This window comes from Megalodesulfovibrio gigas DSM 1382 = ATCC 19364, from assembly GCF_000468495.1.
Lineage (GTDB): Bacteria > Desulfobacterota > Desulfovibrionia > Desulfovibrionales > Desulfovibrionaceae > Megalodesulfovibrio > Megalodesulfovibrio gigas.
The window spans coordinates 372386-392159 of record NC_022444.1; the positions used below are offsets into that span (position 1 = coordinate 372386).

Annotated in this window: 18 protein-coding genes; 1 reads left to right on the forward strand and 17 read right to left on the reverse strand. The window is 65.4% G+C overall.

The window, feature by feature from the left end; all coding sequences use genetic code 11:
* Positions 1-51: 51 nt before the first annotated feature.
* The 13 genes from ftsA to DGI_RS01675 form a co-directional block, all read right to left on the reverse strand.
* Positions 52-1278, reverse strand: coding sequence for a cell division protein FtsA (ftsA, locus tag DGI_RS01615; RefSeq protein WP_021758883.1), 1227 nt, complete (start codon positions 1276-1278; stop codon positions 52-54).
* A gap of 42 nt (positions 1279-1320) precedes the next feature.
* Positions 1321-2250 carry a cell division protein FtsQ/DivIB gene (locus tag DGI_RS01620; RefSeq protein ID WP_051286405.1) on the reverse strand — a complete coding sequence of 310 codons (930 nt, stop codon included), beginning with the start codon at positions 2248-2250 and terminating at the stop codon, positions 1321-1323.
* Positions 2251-2257: 7 nt separating this feature from the next.
* Positions 2258-3619 carry a UDP-N-acetylmuramate--L-alanine ligase gene (gene murC, locus DGI_RS01625; protein ID WP_021758886.1) on the reverse strand — a complete coding sequence of 454 codons (1362 nt, stop codon included), beginning with the start codon at positions 3617-3619 and terminating at the stop codon, positions 2258-2260.
* A gap of 20 nt (positions 3620-3639) precedes the next feature.
* A complete protein-coding gene (murG, locus tag DGI_RS01630; RefSeq protein ID WP_021758887.1) occupies positions 3640-4737 on the reverse strand; it encodes an undecaprenyldiphospho-muramoylpentapeptide beta-N-acetylglucosaminyltransferase in 1098 nt (365 codons plus the stop codon).
* The gene (gene ftsW, locus DGI_RS01635; protein WP_027193005.1) at positions 4737-5873 is read right to left on the reverse strand and encodes a putative lipid II flippase FtsW; all 1137 of its coding nucleotides are present in this window, start codon (positions 5871-5873) and stop codon (positions 4737-4739) included. The genes murG and ftsW overlap by 1 nt, the downstream gene beginning before the upstream one ends.
* 89 nt (positions 5874-5962) lie before the next feature.
* Positions 5963-7282, reverse strand: coding sequence for a UDP-N-acetylmuramoyl-L-alanine--D-glutamate ligase (murD, locus tag DGI_RS01640; RefSeq protein ID WP_051286407.1), 1320 nt, complete (start codon positions 7280-7282; stop codon positions 5963-5965).
* Between the two features lie 7 nt (positions 7283-7289).
* Positions 7290-8369, reverse strand: coding sequence for a phospho-N-acetylmuramoyl-pentapeptide-transferase (gene mraY / locus DGI_RS01645; RefSeq protein WP_021758890.1), 1080 nt, complete (start codon positions 8367-8369; stop codon positions 7290-7292).
* The gene (locus DGI_RS01650; RefSeq protein ID WP_021758891.1) at positions 8369-9763 is read right to left on the reverse strand and encodes a UDP-N-acetylmuramoyl-tripeptide--D-alanyl-D-alanine ligase; all 1395 of its coding nucleotides are present in this window, start codon (positions 9761-9763) and stop codon (positions 8369-8371) included. Before DGI_RS01650 ends, mraY begins: the two co-directional genes overlap by 1 nt.
* Positions 9754-11238, reverse strand: coding sequence for a UDP-N-acetylmuramoyl-L-alanyl-D-glutamate--2,6-diaminopimelate ligase (locus DGI_RS01655; protein ID WP_021758892.1), 1485 nt, complete (start codon positions 11236-11238; stop codon positions 9754-9756). The genes DGI_RS01650 and DGI_RS01655 overlap by 10 nt, the downstream gene beginning before the upstream one ends.
* On the reverse strand, positions 11235-13445 hold the full coding sequence (locus DGI_RS01660; RefSeq protein ID WP_158407274.1) for a penicillin-binding transpeptidase domain-containing protein: 2211 nt from the start codon (positions 13443-13445) through the stop codon (positions 11235-11237). Before DGI_RS01660 ends, DGI_RS01655 begins: the two co-directional genes overlap by 4 nt.
* 131 nt (positions 13446-13576) lie before the next feature.
* Positions 13577-13921 carry a hypothetical protein gene (locus DGI_RS01665; RefSeq protein ID WP_235619924.1) on the reverse strand — a complete coding sequence of 115 codons (345 nt, stop codon included), beginning with the start codon at positions 13919-13921 and terminating at the stop codon, positions 13577-13579.
* 36 nt (positions 13922-13957) lie between these two features.
* A complete protein-coding gene (gene rsmH / locus DGI_RS01670; protein WP_027193008.1) occupies positions 13958-14947 on the reverse strand; it encodes a 16S rRNA (cytosine(1402)-N(4))-methyltransferase RsmH in 990 nt (329 codons plus the stop codon).
* Positions 14948-15016: 69 nt separating this feature from the next.
* Positions 15017-15490 carry a division/cell wall cluster transcriptional repressor MraZ gene (locus DGI_RS01675; protein ID WP_021758896.1) on the reverse strand — a complete coding sequence of 158 codons (474 nt, stop codon included), beginning with the start codon at positions 15488-15490 and terminating at the stop codon, positions 15017-15019.
* A 406-nt stretch (positions 15491-15896) separates the two neighbouring features.
* Between DGI_RS01675 and DGI_RS01680 the strand changes: the two genes are divergently transcribed.
* Positions 15897-16895 carry an HD-GYP domain-containing protein gene (locus DGI_RS01680; RefSeq protein WP_021758897.1) on the forward strand — a complete coding sequence of 333 codons (999 nt, stop codon included), beginning with the start codon at positions 15897-15899 and terminating at the stop codon, positions 16893-16895.
* 111 nt (positions 16896-17006) lie between these two features.
* Here DGI_RS01680 and cobT read toward each other — a convergent pair whose 3' ends face one another.
* Genes cobT through DGI_RS01700 form a run of 4 tightly spaced genes read right to left on the reverse strand, consistent with a single transcriptional unit; the run spans position 17007 to position 19762 of the window.
* Positions 17007-18089, reverse strand: a complete 1083-nt coding sequence (cobT, locus tag DGI_RS01685) for a nicotinate-nucleotide--dimethylbenzimidazole phosphoribosyltransferase (RefSeq protein ID WP_021758898.1) — start codon at positions 18087-18089, stop codon at positions 17007-17009.
* A 7-nt stretch (positions 18090-18096) separates the two neighbouring features.
* Positions 18097-18678 carry a peroxiredoxin gene (locus DGI_RS01690; protein ID WP_021758899.1) on the reverse strand — a complete coding sequence of 194 codons (582 nt, stop codon included), beginning with the start codon at positions 18676-18678 and terminating at the stop codon, positions 18097-18099.
* Positions 18679-18688: 10 nt separating this feature from the next.
* Entirely contained in the window at positions 18689-19291 is a 603-nt protein-coding gene (locus tag DGI_RS01695) for a peroxiredoxin family protein (protein ID WP_021758900.1), read from the reverse strand.
* 9 nt (positions 19292-19300) lie between these two features.
* Positions 19301-19762 carry a universal stress protein gene (locus tag DGI_RS01700; RefSeq protein WP_021758901.1) on the reverse strand — a complete coding sequence of 154 codons (462 nt, stop codon included), beginning with the start codon at positions 19760-19762 and terminating at the stop codon, positions 19301-19303.
* Positions 19763-19774 lie beyond the last annotated feature (12 nt).

The following is a 19774-nucleotide window of genomic DNA, read 5'->3' on the forward strand; positions in this document are numbered from 1 at the left end:
AAGACCCTCCAAAACATCCCCAAGCTGCACGTTGTTTCCCCAGAATTCACCTTATGAGATATCCGAAAACCACTTCTTCATCCGCCCCAGAATGCGGTTGAAGACGTTTGCGTCGCGGATGCGGAACTTGTGTTCCAACCCCTCTTTCTCCGCGCCGTACATCAAGAGCCCCACCGCCGTGGCGTACATGGGGCTGTTCACAACGTCTCTGAGCCCGCCCACGTGCTGGGGGTATCCCAGCCGGGTGGGCAGGTTAAAAATCTGTTCGCCCAGCTCCTGACAGCCCTCGATGAGTGCCGTGCCGCCAGTGAGCACCACGCCCGCGCCGATCATGTTCTTGTAGCCGGAGCGGATGAGTTCCTGATCCACCAGGGAGAGGATCTCTTCCATCCGCGGCTCGCAAATCTCGGCCAGCACCCGACGGGAGAGCCGTCGGGACTCTCGCCCGCCAACGCTCATGACGTCAATGGTTTCATCCTTCTTCACCAGGTCTGCCAGGGCGCAACCATAGCGAAGTTTGATCTTCTCCGCCGCAGCCATGGGCGTGCGCAAGCCAAAGGCGATGTCGTTGGTCATGTTGGTGCCACCAAGGGCCAACACGCCGGTATGTTTGATGGATTCGTTGGCAAAGACGGCAATGTCCGTCGTGCCGCCGCCGAGGTCCACCAGGGCCACGCCGATCTCGCGTTCTTCCGCCGTCAAAACAGACTTGGAAGACGCAAGTGATTCCAACACAATGTCCGCCACGTCAAGCCCTGATCGATGGCAACTGCGAACAATATTTTGCGCGCTGGTCACGGCGCCGGTGACGATGTGCACCCGCACCTCCAGCCGCACGCCGCTCATGCCTTGCGGATCGGCGATGCCGCGCTGGTCGTCCACAATATATTCCTGCGGCAGGATGTGGATGACTTCGCGGTCCAGGGGAATCGCCACGGCCTTGGCGGCGTCGATGGCCCGCTCCACATCCTTCTCGCCCACCTCGCCGCCCTTGACGGCAATGACGCCATGGCTGTTGAATCCCTTGATATGGCTGCCGGCGATGCCAGCATAGACCGACCTGATCTCGCAGCCGGCCATGAGCTCCGCCTCTTCCAGCGCCTTCTTGATGGACTGGACGGTCTGCTCGATGTTCACCACCACGCCCTTGCGCAGCCCTGTGGAGGGGCTGGTGCCGATACCGACGATATCCACGCCCTCGGGCGTGGCCTCGCCCACCACAGCGCAAATCTTGGTGGTGCCGATGTCGAGACCTACGATCAGATCGGACTTGGACATGGCTTCTCCTTGCCTCGTGCTTCTCAATGCCTGCCGGTCCGATCAGGACCTGGCGGGCTTTTTGGACGTCTGGGCGCCCTTGGTTGTGGTGGCCGGCTTGGATTCCGTGGCCGGCTTGGCCCCGACAGCCGCCTGCATGGTGCGCTCCACCCACAGTTTTTCACCAGTCAGACGCAGGGCAGCCACCTGTTCCAACTCGCCGCGCTGGGTCAGATCATCCCACACGGCGCGCAGCCGGGCCACCTGATCCATCAGCCCCTGATGCTCCATGGCAATGGTGATGTTCGCAGCCTCCAGATGCAGTTCCACACCGCCACCCTGGGAAAGCCGCACCCAGCCCACCTCCTGCATGGTGAATGGCAGGCGCTTGGCTTCAGCCATCTGCTGCAGCCGGTTCAGAACGGCCAGCAGGGAGCTGTCCGCGTTTTCCAACCGGATGAGCGGCAGGGAAATAAAGCCCCGCGGCTCCACCGGCGCGATGATGCGACCCTGCTCGTCCGCATAAAACAAGCCGCCTTCCTGCTGCACCCACCAGCGCGGCTCGCGCTCCACCACGCTCAGGCGGAAGGTGGACGGCAGCTCCCGGGCCACCTTGGCGGATTCCACCCATGGATTTCCCAGCAGCCTGGCGCGCACATCGTGCATGGCCAGATCCAGGGTGTTCATGCCCAGGTGCACGCCGCCGGCCTGCATGATTTCGGCGGAGGTCAGCCGGCGGTTGCCGCTGACTTCGATCTCCCGCAGGGTAAAATATTCATGGGATGTCGCATACCGGTACAGCAGCAAGCAGGCGCAGCTGGCGGCAATGATGAACAGCGGCCACAGCAGCAGGCTCACGCCCCATTGCCACACCCCGGATCTGGCCCCCGGCAGTTCCAGCCGACGCGAGGAAGAGTCCCGGCGGTAGCGATTGCTCCCGGCGGCGCGCTTAATCTGCAGTTTGCTGCACGATGTGGCGTACGAAGTGCTCATGGCGACCTCACGATTCCAGCCAATCCCTGCCCACAGTCCAGATGTTGCCCGCGCCCATGGTCATGAAGACGTCCCCGGGTTGGAGCACATCCGGCAGGGCCGCCAGCACGGCGGCAAAGTCCGGACAGTAGGTGACGTCCGTATTGGAAATCTGCCGGATGCCCTGGGCCAGACTCTGCCCGCTCACGCCGGGGATGGGCGCCTCGGAGGCGGGGTAGATTTCCGTCAGCAGCAGTTTGTCCACCGTGGAGAACACTTTGCAGAAATCACCAAACAGGGCCTGGGTGCGGCTGAAGCGATGCGGCTGGAAGGCCAGCACCAGCCGCCGGCCAGGAAAGCAGCTGGCCGCCGTCTCCAGGGTGGCGCGAATCTCGGCGGGATGGTGCCCGTAATCGTCGATCACCGTCACGCCGTTCTTCTCTCCCTTGCGCTCAAAGCGCCGTCCCACGCCGCGGAAATGTTCCAGCCCGGCAAAGGCCGTGGCCAGGGGAATGCCTGCCTCCAGGGCCACGCCGATGGCGCCCAGGGCGTTGAGCACGTTGTGCCGGCCCGGCTGGTTAAGCCGCACCTCGCCCACTTCCTTGCCATCCAGCAGCACGCGGAAGCGAGAGACATCCGAGCATTCCAGCACCTCCGCCCGCAGGCGGTTGTGCAGGCCAAAGCCGTATGCCAGCACCGGCCGCTTGACCCGGCCCAGGAGCCGCTGCACGCCAGGATCGTCCCCACACACCACGTTGCGGCCGTAGAAGGGTATCTGGTTCATAAACTGGACAAAGGCCGCGTCGATGGCGTCCAAATTGGGGTAATGATCCAAGTGGTCTGCGTCAACATTGGTGACCACGGTAATGAGCGGGAACAGGCACAAAAAAGAACCGTCGCTCTCGTCGGCCTCGGCGATGAGGTATTCCCCTTCGCCAAGGCGGGCATTGGAGCCGTAGGCATTCAGGCGGCCGCCGATGATCACCGTGGGATCGAGCCCGGCTTCTTCAAAAATGCCGGCCAGCAGGGAGGTGGTGGTGGTCTTGCCGTGGGTGCCGGCCACGGCCACGCCGGCCTTCAGGCGCATGAGCTCGGCCAGCATCTCCGCACGCGGGATGATGGGCACGCCCAGTTCCATGGCTTCCTGCAGTTCGGGATTATCCCTGGCGATGGCGGTGGATTTGACCACCACGTCCGCCTCGCCCACCTGACCGCGGGAATGGCCCTTGAAAATGGTGGCGCCCAGCTCCCGCAGGCGCTGGATGACGGGGCCGTCGGACAGGTCCGAGCCGGAGACGGTATACCCCAGATTCAGCAGCACCTCGGCGATGCCGCTCATGCCCGCGCCACCGATGCCCAGCATGTGCATGCGGCGCACGCGGGTGCGCATTTGATGTCCCGTGCTCGTGGTCATGCAGTCTTCCTTGCCGGCGCTGCCAGGCGGTCCAGGACGGCGGCGATGTCTGCCGCAGCCTCGGGGCGGGCCCAGGCGCGCGCGGCCTGGCCCATGGCGGCCAGCCGTTCAGGGTTGTCGAGAAGGGCGATGATCTCGCCGGCCAGATCACGCCGGGAAAGCTCCTGCTGCTCCAGGCACAGCGCCGCGCCGGCCTGCTCCAGATGCCGGGCATTCACGGCCTGATGATTGTGCGTGGCAAAGGGGAACGGGATGCACACCGCCGGCAGTCCGGCTGCGGCCAGCTCGAACACCGTGGACGCGCCGGCCCGGCACACGGCCAGATCGGCCCAGGCATAGGCGGCGGCCATGTCGTCGATGAACGCATGGACGCAGTCTGCCGGCCAGCCCGCGGCGATGTAGGCCGCGCGCACCCGGTCGGCGTCTCGTTCCCCGGCCTGATGCAGGATGGCCATGCCGGCGGCCTTGAACCGCGGCAGGGCGGCAATGACGGCGTCGTTCACCGCCACGGCCCCCTGGCTGCCACCGAGGACCAACAGACGACGCTCGCCGGAATTCGCCCGCGGCAGGGCCTGCAGGGCGGCGATGTTCTGGCGCACCGGATTGCCCGTGAGGGTGGCGGTGGCAGCGGGAAACCGCTGCAATGCATCCGGAAAAGACAGCAGCACCGCCCGGGCCAGCCGGCCCAGCAGCCGGTTGCTCACGCCGGGCACGCTGTTCTGTTCGTGCAGCACCGTGGGCACGCCCAGCACGGCGGCGGCGGCCATGGCCGGGAAGGACGCATACCCGCCGAAGCCGGCCACCACCTGCGGCCGGAAAGATCGCACCAGCCGCACGGCCTGGACAAAAGCGCTCGCCAGCGCAGCCATGGCGCCCACGGCCCGCAGCCCCCGGCCGACGACCCCGCGCACCGGCAGGGCCAGAAATTCGATGCCCGCCCGCTGGCACAGCCGCCCCTCGGGGCCGCTTTTCCCGCCCACGAACAACACCCTCGCCTGCGGCCGGTTCCGGCGCAGGGCTTCGGCCACGGCCAGGGCCGGGAAAATGTGCCCGCCCGTGCCGCCGGTGGTGAGGATGAGCCGTTCCAGCGCCATCAACGTCCACCTCCCAGGCTGCCCAACGGCCGGTTGCCCCGCGGCTGACGGGAGAGATTCAGCAGCAGTCCCACGCAGACCATGGATCCCAGCAGCGAGGAGCCGCCATAGCTCAAAAACGGCATGGGCACGCCCTTGGGCGGGGCGGAACCGAGCACCACGGCCATGTTCAGCACGGCGCCCAGGGTGATGATCAGCGTCACCCCATAGGCGGTCAGGCGGTCGCGCAGGTCGTCCAGGGTCATGGCGATGTGGAAGGCGCGCCAGCACAGCAGCCCCATGACCAGAAACACGGCGGTCACGCCCACGAATCCCAACTCCTCGCCCACCACGGCCATGATGAAGTCGTTGTGGGCTTCGGGCAGGAAGAACAGCTTCTGCTTGGACGCGCCCAGGCCCGCGCCGAAGGTGCCCCCAGAGCCGAACGCGTACATGGACTGCACCAGCTGGTAGCCCGTATCCCGTGCATCGGCAAAGGGATCCAGGAAGGCGGTGAAGCGTTTCCAGCGGTATGGCGAATTGACGATCAGCGTCCATCCGGCCATCCCGGCCAGGGCCACGGAACCCACCAGATACACGAACCGCGTCCCACCCACCAGACAGATGAGGAACAGCAGCATGGTCATCATGGCGGCGCCGCCAAAGTCCGGCTGCAGGAGCATGAGTCCCGCGAAAATGCCGGTGACCACAAAGGGCGGCACCACTCCCACGCTGAAGCGGCCCACCAGATCCTGCTTTTCCGAAAAGAACCACGCCAGATACAGCACCAGGGCGATCTTGGCCATCTCCATGGGCTGGAAGTTGAAGAATCCCAGCTTGATCCAGCGCGAGGCCCCATTGACCTGCACCCCCAGGGGCGAGGCGATGACCAGCACCAGCAGCACCGTGGTGAGCACCAGCAACGGGTATGTCATGGCGTACACCCGCTTGATGGGCACGGCGGCCAGCACGCTCATGAGCACCAGCCCGGCCACGGCGAACACACTTTGCCGCATGAAAAAGTGATACGCTCCGCCGAACTGCCGCGAAGCCATGACCCCGCTGGCGGAAAGCACCATCACCAGACCAAAAAGGGTCAGCAGCAGGGTCAGCCCCAGGAGCAGAAAATCCATGCGGCCCAACCAGTCTGCGTCCATGGCGTGCCCGCCCGTCGCAGTCCCCAGGGGGGCGCGCGGCGGTGCCGGCGGGCAGGTCTTGGCGGCCTGCATGGCGATGCGGGCGGCGCTCATGCCTGTTCCTCCTCCAGGAGCGCGGCCACGCGCATGAAGTCCTTGCCGCGCTCGGTGTAGCTCGAATAGCGGTCAAAGCTGGCGGTGGCCGGAGAAAGCAGAATGGCCTCGCCGGGCTGGGCCTCGGCGAACAGGCGTCGGGCGGCCTGTTCCAGGGTATCGTCCCAGCTCAGGGGCGCCACGCCCTGCCAGGCCTGTTCGAACACGTCCCGATTGGCCCCGAACAGCGCCACCTGTCTGACTTTTTCCCGGATCAGCGGGGTCAGTTCCGTCAGATCCCCACCCTTGAACACGCCCCCGGCCAGCAGCCGCACCGGCCGGTCCATGCTGCGGATGGCCGCGGCCATGGCGTCCGGCGTGGTGGCCTTGGAATCGTTGACAAAGAGCACACCCTTGACCTCGGCCACGGGCTGGATGCGGTGCGGCAGGGGGGCAAAGGCGTCCACTGCGGCCTGGGCCTGGGCCTTGCTCACGCCGAAGCATGAGGTCGCCAGATACGCGGCCTGCACGTTGGCCCGGTTGTGCGCGCCCAGGAGCGCCCCGGCAGAAAGCTCGGCCTGCTCATCGAACCAGCGCACCGACGCGTGCAGACCGCCCCTCGCCTCAATGAGCGGCCGCAGGGAGGCGTGCACCACGGCCACATCCGCCGCGGTCTGCTGCGCGAACAGCATGCACTTGGCCTGCAGGTATTCTTCCATATCCGCGTGATAATCAAGGTGGTTGGGCGCCAGATTCAGGAACACGCCCACCCGGGGATGGAAGGTGGTGCAGGTTTGCAGCTGAAAGCTGGAGATCTCCAGCACCAGCACGTCTGCCGTCTCGCCCGAAAGCACGAACTCGGCCAGGGGCGTGCCGATATTTCCACCCAGAAAGACTTTTTTTCCGGCGGCTTCCAGCATTCTGGCGGCCAGGGTCACGGTGGTGGTCTTGCCCGAGGTGCCGGTCACGGCCAGGATGGGCGCCTGCACGAAGCGGGAGGCCAGCTCCATTTCCGCCAGCACCTGTGGCGGGTTTGCCTGCGGCAGGAAGGGCCGGATCTTGGCCACGGCCACGCCCGGGCTCATGATGGCCACATCCATCCCGTCAAACTGCCCGGCATGGTGCGGCCCGGCGGCGATCTCCACCCGTCCGGCCACGTCGTCCAGTCCCTGTTCCAGCATGGTCGCCACCTCACGGCAGCGGGCGTCCTGCTGATCGATGAGCCGCACGCGCGCCCCGGCAGCCAGCAGCAGCCGGGCTGCGGCCACGCCGGAACGTCCCAGGCCCACCACGGCGGCTCGGGTCTCGGCAAACAATTGGGGAATGGACGCATTCATGACGCACTCACCGCAGCTTGAGGGTGGACAGGGCCGCAAAGCCCAGCAGAATGGACATGATCCAGAAGCGGATGATGATCTTGGATTCCGGGATCCCCTGCAACTCGAAGTGATGATGCAACGGCGCCATCTTGAAGATGCGTTTGCCGCCACTCACCTTGAACCATCCCACCTGCAGAATCACGGAAAGGGTCTCCACCACAAAGAGGCCGCCCACAATCAGCAGCACCAGCTCCTGCTTGGCCAGCACGGCCACGAAGCCCAGCGCCCCGCCGATGGAGAGGGACCCCACATCGCCCATGAACACCTGGGCGGGGTAGGCGTTGAACCACAAAAAGCCCAGCCCCGCGCCGATGAGCGCACCGCAGAAGATGGTCGCCTCGCCCACGCCCGGGATGTAGGACACATACAGATAGTTAGATGCCAGCTTGTTCCCAGCCACGTACACGAACACCGCAAAGCAGACCCAGGCGACGATGGACGGGCCGATGGCCAGGCCGTCCAACCCGTCGGTAAGATTCACGCCGTTGGAGCAGCCCACCATGACGAAGATGGCGAAGGGCAGGTACAAAAGTCCCAGGTCTGGCGTGAATTCCTTGAAGAACGGCACGGTGAGGCGGGTGTCATAGGCCGGCTCGTAAATGAGGGCCGCCATGGCCAGCCCGGCGATGCCCACCTGCAGCATGAACTTGGCCCGGGCACTCAGGCCCATGTTCTTCTTTTTGCGGATCTTGGCGTAATCGTCCACAAACCCCACCACCCCGTAGCCGATGAACACCAGCAGGCACAGCCACAGGTAATGGTTGGTCAAATCGCCCCAGAGCAGCACAGAGGCGGCCACGCCGGCAATCATCAGCAGGCCGCCCATGGTGGGCGTACCGGCCTTTTCCATGTGGGCTTTGACGCCGTCTTCCTGGATGTACTGGCCGAACTTGATGCGCTTGAGCCAGCGGATGAACAGCGGGCCGATCATGATCGTCACCACCAGCGCCGTGAGCATGGCCCAGATGGAGCGAAAGGAGATGTACCGGAACACATAAAAGAAGCTGTATTCCGTGTGCAACGGGAAGAGCAGATGGTACAACATCAGCAGGCTCCTTCCGCTGCGTCGCGCAGTGCCGTCACATAGCGCTCCAGTCTGTTGGCGCGCGACCCTTTGAACACCACCACCACGTCGTCTCCTTGCCGTGCAAACAATTCGTTGAGGGAATGCACAAATGCTTCGGGAGCGGCGAGTTCCCGCAGGGAATCGGTCTCGCCGGCCCGGGCCAGGCCTGCAGCCACGGCCTCACGCTGTCCACCCGTCCAGAACACGGCCGCCGGAGCCAGTCCGGCCGCCTGTGCGCCAAGGGCCTCGTGCGCAGCCCGGGCGACCTCGCCCAGTTCGCGCATCTCGCCCAGCACCAACACCAGCGCGCCCTGCCCCGCCATGGCCCGGGCAGCGTCCAGCGCCGCGGTCATGGACAGGGGATTGGCGTTGTAGGAATCATCAATAAGGATCCACCGGCCGGCCCGCTGCACATGGAAACGCTGCTCCGGCAGCCCGGCCGTGGTCAGCCGTTCGGCGATCAGGTCGAGCGGTGCGCCCAGCGCATGAGCGGCGGCTGCCGCGGCAGCCAGACTCTGCGCCAGGAACGGCGCGGCAAAGGCGGTGTCCACCTCCACGGTTTCCCCGTGCAGGGACAGGACAAAGCGCCCGCCGGTTTCGGTGAGGCTGACGAATTCGCAACGACACGCCGCGGTGGCGGATTCCGTGCTGAACCACACGGCCGGGCGACCGGTTTCGGCGATGGCCTGGCGCAACTCCGGGGAATCCGCATTGGCCACGGCCACGCCGCCCTCACGCAGGGCGCGGACGAGCTTGCACTTTTCCCGGGCCACGGTGGGCACGTCGTGCAGGCCTTCCAGATGCGCCGCCCCGGCGTTCACGGCCACCACCAGATCCGGTTCCAGCATGGCGGCCAGGGAATCCATGTCCCCCACAAAATTGACACCGGTTTCCATGATCCAGAAGGCTTCCTCGCCCGTGGCGGCCAGCATGGAGCTGGGCAGCCCGATGTGGTTGTTGAGATTCTTGTGATTCTTGGCCACCGGCCCCAGGCCTTCCAGCAGATGGGCCAGCAACTCCTTGACCGTGGTCTTGCCAGCCGACCCGGTGACGCCCACCACCTTGCCGCGATATTGGCAGCGGTGGGCCAGGGCCAGCCGTCCCAGGGCCGGCACCACGGCCTCCACGCGCAAAAGCGGCAGGGGGGCGTTCGGGATGTCGCGTTCCACCACGGCGGCCAACGCGCCCTTGGCGGCCACATCCGCAAGGAAATCATGGCCGTCGAAGCGCTCGCCCGGGATGCAGAAAAACAGCGTCCCGGCCGCCGCGGTGCGGCTGTCTGTGGAGATGGCGGCAGGCGTGCGGCCCTCGGCCTCGCAGACGGGCAGGGCTGCCTGCATGGCGGCGGCGATCTGGCGCAGGGTCATGCGCATGGCGGCACACTCCCCAGCACGTCGCGGACCACCTGCTGATCGCTGAACGGAAATTTGGTGTCCCCGATGATCTGATAATCCTCGTGGCCTTTGCCGGCGATGATGCAGATATCTGCCTCGTCCATGCTCTCCAGCGCCGCAGCGATGGCCTCACGGCGGTCGGCCAGGCGAAGAATGCGCTTGCAGTGTGCCAGTCCGGGCATCACATCGTCCATGATGGCGTCAGGGTCTTCCCTGCGGGGATTGTCCGACGTGAGCACGGCCACATCGGCATAGCGGCACACGGCCCGGCCCATGAGAGGACGCTTGCCGCGGTCGCGGTTGCCGCCGCAGCCAAAAACCACCAGCAGCCGGCCGCGGCGCAGCATGTCCAGGGCCTTGAGCACGTTTTCCAGGGCGTCGGGGGTGTGGGCGTAATCCACGAACACATGGCGTCCCCGGGCGTTGGGCACCCGCTCCAGCCGGCCGCACACGCCGGCGAAGGATTCCAGGGCCTGGAGGTCGTCCACGGACAGGCCGCATTGCAGCGCCATGGCCATGGCCGCCAGCAGGTTGGAGGCGTTGTGTGCGCCCACCATGGGGCTGCGCAGAATCCAGCGCTGGCCGCGGAAAGCGCATTCCAGAGTCAGCCCGCTGATGCTGTGCTCCAGTATGCGGCCCTGGAGCAGCCGATCCTCCGGCAACTCCACCAGCGGATGCAGGCCGAAGCCCACGCTCTGCGGCAGCCGGGTCAGCAGGCGGGCGCCGTAGGCGTCGTCGGCATTCAGGGCCACGGGCTTGTCCTGGCGGGGGGTATGGAGGAAGAGCCGGAACTTGGTCCGGGCATAGTCTTCCATGTCTGCATGATAATCCAGATGATCCTGGGTAATGTTGGTCAGCGCCGCGCCATCGAAGGCCAGGCCGGCCACGCGCTGCTGGTCCAGGGCATGGGAGGCGACCTCCATGAAGGCGATCTCCACGCCGGCGTCCTGCATCTCCCGCAGCATGCCGTGCAGTTCCAGACAGCCCGGCGTGGTCAGGGAGGCGGCGCGATCCACGCCCGGCCAGCGGTACGAGACCGTGCCCAGCACCCCCACGGCCTTGCCGGCAGCCTGGAACAGGTGCTCCAGCATGGCGCAGATGGAGGTCTTGCCGTTGGTGCCGGTGATGCCGATGAGGGGGAATCCCAGACGTTGCGTACCGAAGCGCACGCCGGCCAGCTCGCCCAGCATGGCGCGGGGATCGGCCGTCCGCAGGACAGGAATGGGCAGATCATCCGGCAGTCTGGCGTCTTGCGCCGCCACCAGACACACAGCCCCGGCCGCAGCCACCTGGGCGGCAAAGGCTGCGCCGTCAACGCTGCCGCGCAGGGACGGCAGGGCCACGAAAACGTCTCCGGCCTGCACCTTGCCCGAGTGCGACGCCAGCCCGGCACCCTGCCGCAGCAACGTCAGCACGTCGTCATGCGAAATGGAAGAGATAGCGGCACGGTTCACGATGCCCCCCCGTGTTTGCCGAGCCACAGCACGCACTTGGCGCGTGCATTTTTGTCCTTCACATCCCAGGGCGACCCGGGAGGCGGCTGCTGCCGCGACACCACCAGCCCCTGCCCCTTGATTTCCGGCAGCACGCCATACCGGGCGAACCATTCCATGGCTGTGCGCAGGGAAGCGCCGCGGAAATCCGGCACCTGCCCTTCGGCCACGGCGATGGGTTCGCGTTCCCTGGGCAGACGCGGCTCGGGAGCCGGAGGCGGGATCTCCATGGAGGCCCTGGTCACCGGCAGGCGCACGCTGGGGCCGGAGGCCGGGGCCATGGGAATCAACCCTTCGGCCAGCATCTCCAGGGGCGGTTCTTCTTCGCTGCCAGCCGCCAACAGGGAGGAGGCCTCGGGCAGCGTGCCCATGGAGGCCATGGTCTTGATGGCGATTTCCCGGAATGCCGGTGCCGACACCACGCCGCCGTAATGGCTGGTCTGGGGTTCGTCCACCACTACTGCGATGAGATATTTGGGGTTTTCCACCGGCAGCAACCCCACGAACACGGCTTCGTACTCGCCGCCGTAGCCGCCGGTGGGCCGGGCTTTCTGGGCGGTGCCGGTCTTGCCGGCCACGGTCACGCCGTCGATCTTGGCCTTGCGGCCGGTGCCGTTCTGCTCCACCACTTCCTGCATCATGCTCAGCACATCCCAGGTGACGCTGGGATCGAACACCCGCACGCCCGGGCTGTCCTCCTGCAGCGCCGGCTCCTTGATGAGCTTGAGGGGCCGCAGCACGCCGTCATAGGCCAGACACAGATACGCCTTGGCCAACTGGGGGATGGTCACCGAAAAGCCCTGCCCGAAGGACGCGGTGACGGTGTCGATTTCCTTCCACGCCCCTGCCGGCCGCAGGATGCCCGCGGCCTCGCCCGGCAGGCCCAGGCCCACCTTCTGGCCAAAGCCCAGACGGGCGAAGTAGTCCCGGAGCTTCTGCTTGCCCACCTGCAGGCCCAGCTTGGCGGTGCAGATGTTTGAGGAGTAGCGGATGATCTCGCTCATGGACAGCTCCCCGTAGGGATGCGTGTCCCGGATGCTGTTGCGGCCCACGCGCCAGTTGCCATGCTCGCAGAACAGGCGGTCCTGCCTGGCCACCAGCCGTTCCTGCAGGGCCACGGCCATGACCAGCGGCTTGATGGAGGAGCCCATTTCCATGGCGTCGATGGCCATGCCGCTGCGCCAGAGCTTGGAGGGCGCATCGCGGAAGGCGTTTGGATTGAAGAAGGGGTACTCGGCCCAGGCCAGCACCTCGGCCGTAGGCACGTCGATGACGATGGCCCCGCCCCAGCGGGCCTTGCTCTCGGCCACGGCCTTGGCCAGGGCTTCCTGGGCGTGCATCTGCACGGTGGCGTCCAGGGTCAGGCGCACGTCGCCGCCTTTGCTTTCCAGCAACTGATCGGCGCCGTCGTTGCCCATGGACATGGACCTGCCCGCAGCGTCGCGCTGCCAGCTCACCGTGGCCAGCTTGCCGCGCAGCACCTCGTCGAAGCTCTGCTCCACACCGGAGAGGCCCTTGTCGTCCAGCCCCACAAAGCCCAGGAGCTGGCCGGCGAGGATGGTGCTGGGGTACTGGCGGCCGTATTCGGGTGTCAGGTACACGCCGGGGAGATTCGCCTCGCGCACGGCTGCGGCCAGGCGGTCGTCCACCTGACGGCGCACCCAGACGAACGGCTCCTTGCTGCTGAGCTTGGCATAGGCCTCCTGCCGGGAAATGCGCAGGGCCTTGGCCAGCGTCGTGGCTGCCTGCGTCGGGTTTCCCACTTCGGCGGGACGGCAATAGATGGAGGCGAACTCCACGCTTTTGGCGAGCACCAAGCCATGACGATCGAAAATCTGGCCCCGCGGACCGGCCACCTTCAGGGATGCCAGATGCTGCCGCCGCGCCATGGCCGCCAGCTTGGGGCCCTGCATGATCTGCAGTTGCCCGGCGCGCACCCACAGCAGCGCCCACAGCACGCCGAACACGCACGCCACGATGGTGAGCTTGAGCCGGGCGGAAAGCAGGGCGCGGGACTTGCGTTCCTTGTCTTGCCGGGAGGCATGCCCGGCCGCTCCCGGAGGCCGCGGCGGCGCGCCCCGACCGGCGGAACCAGCAGGACCGGAACCAGCGGGTTTGACGGGTTTGACGGACACGAGCGCCCCGACGGCTCGCCAAAAGGCTGCCATGCCGCCGGAAACCTCCACGGCCGTGCCGCGTGCAAACGAGGACGCCCTGCTCCCAACCCGGGATGCGGACCGCCGCTTGTTTGCCACATGTCTGTTGCGCGCCACGCCTGCCATCTGCTCTGCTTCCTGTCTTAAGGCGCCGTTGTTGCGCCCGTTTCGCCAGCCATGAGCCCCAGATTGCGAATCTGCCCGGGCTGGGCCGGCTGCAATCCCAACGAACCGGCCATTTCCTTGAGTCGATACGGAGAAATGAGGTTCTCCCGTTCCAACTGCAGCTTGCTCACCAGGGCGGCCTTGTTCTGAATCTCTTCTTCGATGGCCCGGTACCGGTACGCCAGATCCACCCGTTCAATGTTCAGCCATACATGCATCACGGCAAGCACCAGGGTGGTGCCGCCCAAAAAAATCCCCCGCATGACAAAGCGGGAAAGCAGCCCCGAGATGGCGCCGGAATGTCCCTGATTCGTATGACGCATGGCATGCACTCCCTGGACCTTTGCCGAACGGCGGGTTCAGGCGGATTGTCCGCCTTCGGATCGGGACAACCGTTCGGCAGCCCGCAGCTTGGCGCTTCTGGCCCGGCTGTTGGCTGCCTGTTCGACCTCGCCGGGGATGATCGGCTTTTTGGTCAGCACTTTCACGGCCGGCGTCTTGCCGCACCGGCACCAGGGCGGGGTGCGGCCGCAATCGCAACCGGCGGCCTGCTCCCGGAAAGCCAGCTTCACCAGACGGTCTTCCAGGGAATGAAAACTGATCACCGCCACGTGCCCGCCCACCTTCAGGCGGGGTACGATGCGCTGCAGAAAGGCGCTCAGCTCTTCCAGTTCGCGATTCACCGCCATGCGCAGCCCCTGAAAGGTGCGGGTGGCGGGATGGTTGCGCGCCATGCGCCGGCGCTGCGGCGGGTAGGCCAACGACACCGCCTCGGCCAGATCTGCCGTGGTTTCAAAGGGCGCCCTGACACGACGGCTCGCAATGGCCCGGGCGATCTTGCCGGCCAGGGGCTCTTCCCCCAGATCCCGGATGATCTCCTTGAGGACCTCCGCACTGGCGTGATTCACCAGCTCCAGGGCCGAGGGGTCGTCCGCGTGCTGGTTCATGCGCATGTCCAGGGGGCCATCATGCAGAAAACTGAAGCCGCGGGCGGGGTTGTCCAACTGCAGGGAAGAAACGCCCACATCCAGCAGCGCGCCGTCCAGTTCGGTCCAGCCTGCCGCGTCCAGGGCGTCTTCAAATTCGCTGAAGGGTGAATGCACCAGCCGCACGGCATCGCCGAACTCGGCCAGCCGCTCCCGGGCCAGGGCCAGGGCCTGCGGATCACGATCCAGGCCCAGCAGCTCGGCCCGGCCGCCCTGTTTCCGCACGGCATCCAGCACGGCCCAGGCGTGTCCGCCCAGCCCCACGGTGCCATCCAGGTATCGGCCGCCCGGCTTGGGATCCAGCAGCTCCAGCACCTCCTGCACCAGCACGGAAACGTGCCGAGGCGGCGACTGCACTGCCATTCCCCCCTGCTCGTCGACGATCTGCCCTGAATCTGTCTGCATGGTCGCGTTGTCCGTCATCGCCCTGCCCTACAGTGGCAAATCTACCCCGCGGTCCACCAATTCGGCGGCCACATCGCTGAAATCCTGTTCCAGTGTCCGCGCCAACAGTTCCGGACTCCAGATTTCAAACTTTTCCAACTGCCCCACCAGCTCCACGTCCTTGTGAATCCCGGCATAGACCATGTGCGCATCAGAAAGCCGCACCCTGCCCTGCGCATCCAGTGTCAGTTCTTCGGCGCTGCCAATGATCAACCGGCGAAAATCCCGCAGCTTCCGGGAGGCGTTCTGCACGGAGGCCAGGGAGGCCTCAAACACCTGCCAGTCAGCCATGGGAAATCCGGCCAGACACCCGTCGTAGCATGTGAGCATGAACGTATTGCCGTCGCCGCCCCGTCCGGGCCGCGAGGCCAGCACCTCTCGAAACGCGCTCGGCAGCATAAGCCGATGCTTGGGATCGAGACTGCGCTTCAAACGCCCGCGGAACAGGAGCTGGGACTGCATGGCCTCCCCCCCGCGGGCCGCCACCAAAAACCGGGCTGGCGAACCGGGACTTACCACTTTTTACCACAATTTCCCACCTCATCGCCGGAATTCTAGGAACTGTCAAGGAGCACTGCAGCTATTCCTCTAGACCATCTCTATAAGAACTTTAACAAAAAGTAAATCGGATTCTGGAAAAATCTCCAACCCCCTTGAACTGTTGCATTGGAGGCTTGCACAGTCTGGGCATTCATGCCAGAGTTGAACGATACCATCTTGCTGGACAGCAGGTGCAGTTGCGGCGTTGCCGTTGCACGCCGAAAGAACGCCCCTGGGCCAGGACGACAGGTGTTTTGTCACGGCGGTGCATACCGCCTCAACACTGCAACAGTGGGGGGGGAGTGTCCCCTTACGGGAGCGAACGTGCATGGCTGCAGTGAAAAGCCCCATTCCGGACAACGTCACTGAAGAGTACTACCAGATCAGCCAAGAGATATTGGTCAGCTTTCCAAAGTACAGGCCGCCCCTCGACTTTTTCAGATTCCGAGAGAGCATTGCCACCCTGGAGCCCTTCTCCCGCAAGGGGCAGCGCTTGAGCAACCAGCAGGTGGAAGAGTTGGCGGCACTGTGCGAGCAAGGCGTGCTGTTTGTGGCCCGGTCCGACCACCCCATCTACTCCACGCACATCTGCAAGCAGCTTGATCTGGTTCTGGTGGACGCCAACCTGCGCGAGGCCGAGATTGCAGACATCTTCATCAAGGCCTTCAACATGCGGCTGGAGGCGTTTTTCGACCAGCCCGTGCAAATGGTGTTCGACGCGTTGTATCGCGATATCATGGTGCTCACGGAGTATCTTGCCCAGGACGTGCACCGCATCCGCGCCCTCATGCGCCGGCTGCAGACCAAGCACTCCCTGGTGACGCATTCCGTGAACTGCGGGGTGGCGGGGTTGTGGCTGCTCCTCATGTGGCGCAAGGGCGACGTCAAGCGCCGCGAGCTCGATCGCAGCGCCATGGCCGCCTTCCTGCACGACATGGGCATGTGCAAGATTCCGTCCTTCATCACCACCAAAGCCCTGCCCCTCACCCAGGAAGAACGCGGCAAAATAAACACCCACCCCGGGGCGGGCCTCAAGCTCGCGGAAAAGCTGGGACTGGCCTACGATGAAATGAAACAGGCCATTGTTGAGCACCACGAACGGCTGGACGGCTCCGGCTATCCCCGGCGGATTTCCGAGGGCGACATCAGCAACTTCGGCAAGCTCATGGCGGTGGCGGACAGTTTTTGCGCCATGATCACCGACAGGCCCTACGCCACAGCCATGCCACCCAAGGATGCTGCCAAGGCCCTGTTGGATGATGGCGACCGCTACGACTCACGATTTGCCAGGCTGCTGCACACGGCCTTCGTGTCCAGCGAATTGTAACACCACCTCTCGGGATGTTGGACGAGAAGCGCAAGAGAGGGGAGCACCTTTTTAACAAGGCCTCCCCTCTCGCTCGAATCTTTTTCAATGGAGCCCGGTGGCGAAACCGCCCTACCCCGACGCGCCGCTGACCCCTGCGCTTTCGAAGGTGGCCATCTCATTGATGACGGCCGCGGCGGCCCGCAGCACCTGGCAGCACAGCACAGCCCCCGTGCCTTCGCCCAGGCGCATGCCCAGGTGCAGCAGCGGCGCGCCGCCAATGCATTGCATGATGGCCTGGTGCCCCGGCTCTGCCGAGGCATGGGCAAAGATGGCGTATTCCCGCACCAGGGGCTGAAAGGCCTGAGCCGCCACATACGCCGCCGTGGCGATGAAGCCGTCCACCACCACCAGCATGCCGCTGGCCGCGCCGCCAAGCACCAGCCCGGCCATGCCGGCAATCTCCAGCCCGCCCAGCGCCGCAAGAATCCCCAGGGGCTCCCCGGCACGCAACACGTCCGCATGGCAGGCCAGGGCCTGGCGCACCACATCGATTTTCTTTTCGATGCCATAGGCGCTCAGACCGGTGCCCGGCCCGACCACGCCAGCCGGGTCCAGCCCCAGGAACGCGGCGAACAGGGCCGAGGCGGCAGTGGTGTTGCCGATGCCCATTTCCCCCAGGCACAGGGTGCGCACGCCTGCGGCGGCGGCCTCCTGCGCCAGTTCGATCCCAACTTCCAGGGCGCGCTGGCACTGGGCGCGGGTCATGGCCGGACCATCCAGGAAATTTGCGGTGCCCGGGGCCACCTTGCGCTGAACGAGGGTGGGATGCGGCGGGAATTCGCCGCCGGCGCATCCAATGTCCACCACCTGCAGCGCGACACCCGCCGAACGGCACAGAACATTCACGCCCGCGCCGCCATTGACGAAATTCTGCACCATCTGCCGGGTGACAGCCTGGGGAAAAAGGGACACGCCCGGCCCGTCCGGCCCGGCGACACCGTGATCCCCCGCCATGACGAGGCACCGCACCGGGTCCACCTGCACAGGCAGCACGCCGCCTTGCAGCCGGAAGAGCAAGGCGGCCATTTCTTCCAGCCGACCCAGGCTTCCCTGCGGCTTGGTGAGGCTGTCCAATCGGGCCTGGGCCAAGGGACGCAGGGACGGGTCCGGCACGGTCACGCCGGCTACGGCCTGCTGCAGCAAATCACTCATGGGCAATTCATTCCTTTAACGATTCCATGGCATTCACCAGATCCTGCAGATCTGGCCGCAAGTTGATGTCGTGCACGTCGATGTAGCGGATGATGCCCTTGGTGTCGATAAGGAAAATGGCGCGTTCGCTGGTGCCGTTGCTGCGCAACACCCCGTACTTCCTGGCCACCTCGCCGTGGGGCCAGAAGTCCGACAGCACCGGGAACCACAGGTTGGGCATTTGGCGTGTCCAGGCATGCAGGGTGGGCACGTTGTCCACGGTGATGCCCAGCAGGATGGTGTTGTGGGCGGCGAAGATGTTCTCCGTCATGCAGTAGCCGGGCCACTGATCGGAACACACCGGGGTCCAGGCTGCCGGCACGAAGGAGAGCATGACGTTCTTGCGGCCGCGGTACTGGGAAAGCGTCACCGTCTCGCCGGAGATGGCCGGCAGGGTAAAATCCGGGGCCTCGTCGCCCGGTTTGAGATGCGTCTGACTGTCCACCGGGGCGAGCGTGCCGGTCTCAAACAACAGGGAGGCGTCCGTCTCCGCCTGCAGGGGTGCAGCCGTCAACATGATGCAGAGTGTCAGGAACAGGCAGACGCGCATGGGCGACTCCTTATTTGGCGGCAGCCACGCCGGTTTTCTTGAGCAACAGGGTCAGGAACGCCTGAGGATCTTCAAATGCGCCTTCGTGCAGAAACAACACCTTCCATGCGTCGCCTTCGCGCTGGGCCAGCAGATAATGAGGAGTGCCAACCCGGCCGGTGGCCTCGCAAATGGAGAATTCCTTGTCCGGGACCAGGGGGAAGGGGATGGCGTACTGCTCCCTGAACACGCCGACCTCAAAGGCCGAATTGCCCACGCCCAGCCCCAGCAGGGTGATCTGCTTGTCCAGCCCGCGCCGGACCATCAATTCGTACATGGCCTTGATGTGCGGGGCCTCACGCTGGCAATGCGGGCAATACATCGAATAGAGTTGCAGCAGCAGGAACGGGGTACGGATGTCCGTCAGGGCAAAGGGCTTGCCCTCGGGCAGGCCCAGGATCGCGGCGTCCCTGGCGGTAAGGGGGCCGGCGAGGGTGATGGCCGGCAGGGCCTGTCCCTCGGCCGTCTTGCCCTCAACGGCCGGAGGCGCTGCAGCCTCGGCCGCAACAGGGCCATACAGCCCCAGGCACAGGGCACACAGCAGGACAACACGAATGGCAACGGCAAACGGCATGTTACTTCCTCACGGATGCTGGGCGGTTTCGTCGTAGGGACGCACGGTGAGCACGGGGACGGGAGAATTCTTGGCGATCTTCTCCGCCACCGAGCCGAAGACCATGCGCTTGAGGCCGGCATAGCCATGGGTGCCCATGACGATGAGATCGACCTTGGCTTCCTTGGCCACAGCCAGAATGACTTCCGCCGGATACCCCGTCTCGACCCGCAGGATCGCGTCCGTCTCGGGCAGCAGCTCCGCCTTCAGGGCGTGCATGTTCTTCACGGCGCCCTCATGCACGGCATTGGCAAAGCGGGCGATATTCTCCATGCCCACCTCCACCGCCGTGAACCGAAGCATGGGGCGGGACACATGCAGCAGCACCAGCCGGGCCTGCAGGGCCGTGGCCAGGTCCTTGGCGTAGGCCACCACGCGCGGCGTGGCCGGGGAGAAATCGACGGGGCAGAGAATGGTGCCGAATCTGGCCATGCGGGGGCTCCT